This is a genomic window from Ruegeria sp. BHSA162, from assembly GCF_059613385.1.
Map to the genome: position 1 here is coordinate 1 of NZ_JBXWSK010000144.1, position 3,168 is coordinate 3,168.

Annotated in this window: 3 protein-coding genes; all 3 read left to right on the plus strand. The window is 62.8% G+C overall.

Annotated elements, in window-relative coordinates:
- The coding region (nosZ, locus tag AC2FM5_RS19455) for a TAT-dependent nitrous-oxide reductase (protein ID WP_496737619.1) at window positions 1-1,626 on the plus strand (1,626 nt) is incomplete at its 5' end.
- Between the two features lie 3 nt (window positions 1,627-1,629).
- Window positions 1,630-2,886, plus strand: a complete 1,257-nt coding sequence (locus AC2FM5_RS19460; RefSeq protein WP_496737620.1) for a nitrous oxide reductase family maturation protein NosD — start codon at window positions 1,630-1,632, stop codon at window positions 2,884-2,886.
- Window positions 2,876-3,168 (plus strand): ATP-binding cassette domain-containing protein (locus AC2FM5_RS19465; RefSeq protein WP_496737622.1); only part of this gene is annotated, 293 nt, incomplete at its 3' end. The genes AC2FM5_RS19460 and AC2FM5_RS19465, both read left to right, overlap by 11 nt.

Below are 3,168 nucleotides of genomic sequence, written 5' to 3' on the forward strand. Positions count from 1 at the left end.
CAGACCAACGAGTCGCTGAAGATCCTGACCGAGGGCCTGCTGCCGGAAACCAAGGAGTTCCTGGCCAAGCGCGGCATGAAAACCTATGACAACGGCGACCTGCACCACCCGCACATGTCGTTCACCGACGGCACCTATGACGGCCGCTATCTGTTCATGAACGACAAGGCCAACACCCGCGTGGCCCGCGTGCGCTGCGACGTGATGAAATGCGACAAGATCATCGAGATCCCCAACGCCAAGGCGATCCACGGTCTGCGCCCGCAGAAATTCCCGCGCACCGGCTATGTCTTTGCCAATGGCGAGGACGAAACCCCGCTGATCAACGACGGCAGCGTGCTGGACGATCCGTCGCAATACGTCAACATCTTCACCGCCATCGACGGTGACACGATGGAGATCGCCTGGCAGGTGATGGTGTCGGGCAACCTCGACAACACCGATTGCGACTATCAGGGCAAATACGCCTTCTCGACCTCGTACAACTCGGAAATGGGCATGAACCTGGCCGAGATGACCGAGAGCGAGATGGACCACGTGGTCGTCTTCAACCTCAAGGAAATCGAGGCCGGCATCGCCGCGGGCGACTATCAGGAGATCAAGGGCGTCAAGGTTCTGGACGGGCGCAAGGGGTCGAACAAGAAATACACCCGCTACATCCCGATCCCGAACTCGCCGCACGGCATCAACACCGCGCCCGACGGCAAACACGTCTGCATCAACGGCAAGCTGTCGCCGACCGTGTCGATCATGGACGTGACCAAGCTGGACGCGCTGTTCGAAAGCGACGCCGATCCGCGGTCGTGCATCGTGGGCGAGCCGCAGCTGGGCCTTGGCCCGCTCCACACCGCCTATGACGGTCAGGGCAACGCCTTCACCACGCTGTTCCTGGACAGCCAGATCGTCAAATGGAACATTGACAAAGCCATCCGCGCCTACAATGGCGAGGACGTGGACCCGATCATCTCGAAGGTCGATGTGCACTATCAGCCAGGCCACAACTCGACCTCGATGGGTGAAACCAAAGACGCGGACGGCAAGTGGCTGATATCGATGAACAAGTTCTCGAAAGACCGGTTCCTGAACACCGGTCCGCTCAAGCCCGAGAACGAGCAGGTGATCGACATCTCGACCGACGAGATGAAGGTTGTTCATGACGGCCCGACCTTCGCCGAGCCGCATGACTCGATCATCGTGCGGCGCGACATCGTGAACCCGGTCAACGTCTGGGACCGCAACGACCCGACCTGGGAAGATGCGCGCAAACAGGCCGAGGCCGATGGCGTCGATCTGGAGGAAGGCGCCGAAGAGCCCATCCGCGACGGCAACAAGGTGCGGGTCTACATGGTCTCGCAGGCCCCGACCTTCAGCCTCGAGAAGTTCACCGTCAAACAGGGCGACGAGGTCACGATCTACGTCACCAACCTGGATGACGTGGACGATGTGACCCACGGCTTCTGCCTGGGCAACTACGGCATCGCCTTCGAGGTCGCGCCGCAGGCCACCGCCTCGATCACCTTCACCGCCGACCGTCCGGGCGTGCACTGGTTCTATTGCCAGTGGTTCTGCCACGCGCTGCACATGGAAATGCGCGGCCGGATGCTGGTCGAACCGCAGGGAGCCTGACCCATGCGCTGGCCCCTGCTCATCCCGCTTCTGCTCGGCTCGCCGCTTTGGGCGGCGGACTGGGACGTGCCCAACCGGGCGGGGGCCATCACCGAGACACTGGCGCAGGCGGCGGATGGAGACACCCTCCGCCTGAGCCCCGGCGTCTATGCCGAACGCCTGGTTCTGGACCGGCCCGTCACCATCGACGGACAGGGCCAGGCCACCATCGACGGTCAGGGCACCGGTAGCGTCATCACCGTGACCGGGCCCGGCGTCACTCTGCGCGGCCTGACCGTGATCGGGTCGGGATCGGACCATGGTGAGATCGACAGCGGCATCCAGCTGACCAAGACGGCCCGCGCCGCCGTGGTGGAAAACAACGTGCTGCTGGGCAATCTCTACGGCATCGACATCCACGGCGCCGATGACAGCATCGTGCGCGGCAACCGGATCGAGGGCCGGCAGGACCGCCGGATGAACGACCGCGGCAACGGGGTCTATGTCTGGAACGCGCCCGGCGCGGTGGTCGAAGCCAATGACATTCGCTTTGGCCGCGACGGGATCTTCGTGAACTCGTCGAAGAAGAACACCTTCACCGGCAACAGTTTCCGCGACCTGCGCTTTGCCGTGCACTACATGTATGCCGACGATTCCGTCGTCAGCGACAATGTCTCGATCGGCAACGATCTGGGCTATGCGGTGATGTTTACCTCGAATGTGCAGGTGATCAACAATGTCTCGGTCGGCGACCGCGAACACGGGGTCATGTTGAACTATGCCAATGACAGCGTGATCTCGGGCAACGTGGTGAAAGGCGCCAAGGAGAAGTGCACCTTTCTGTACAATTCCAACAAGAACGAATTCACCGACAACTGGTTCGAAGGCTGCGGCATCGGGATCCACTTCACCGCCGGCAGCGAACGCAACCGGATCGTCGGCAACGCCTTTGTCGGCAACCGGACACAGGTGAAATACGTCTCGACCAAATGGGTCGAGTGGTCGGAAGACGGCCGCGGCAACTACTGGTCCGATTTTGCCGCCTATGACGTGAACGGCGACGGCATCGCCGACGCCCCCTATCGCCCCAACGATAGCATGGACCATGTGCTGTGGACCCAACCCGCAGCCAAGCTGCTGCTCGGCTCGCCCGCCGTGCAGCTGGTGCGCTGGTCGCAATCGGCCTTTCCGGCGCTGCTGCCGGGCGGCGTGATCGACAGCCACCCCTTGATGCAAGCCCCTCAACCCCCAGCCATGAAAAAGGTGCCTCATGACGGATAAGGCCCTGACCATCGAAACGGTCTGCAAGGATCGCGGCAAGACCCGCGTTCTGAGCGATATCTCCCTGACGCTCGAGCCCGGACAGCGCGTGGCGCTGCTGGGCCACAACGGCGCCGGAAAATCCACCCTGATCAAGTCGATCCTGGGCCTGACGCCCATCCAGGCCGGCACGATCCGCATCGGCACCGCCGCCCCCGGCAGCGCGCAGGCGCGTCGCGATACGGCCTATCTGCCCGAGGCGGTCTCGTTCCACCCGGCCCTGACCGGGCGCGAGCAGCTGAC

What these genes read in the sequence shown, in the direction of transcription:
- AC2FM5_RS19460 (WP_496737620.1), top strand. Translation starts at nt 1,630, where the DNA reads ATGCGCTGGCCCCTGCTCATCCCGCTTCTGCTCGGCTCGCCGCTTTGG.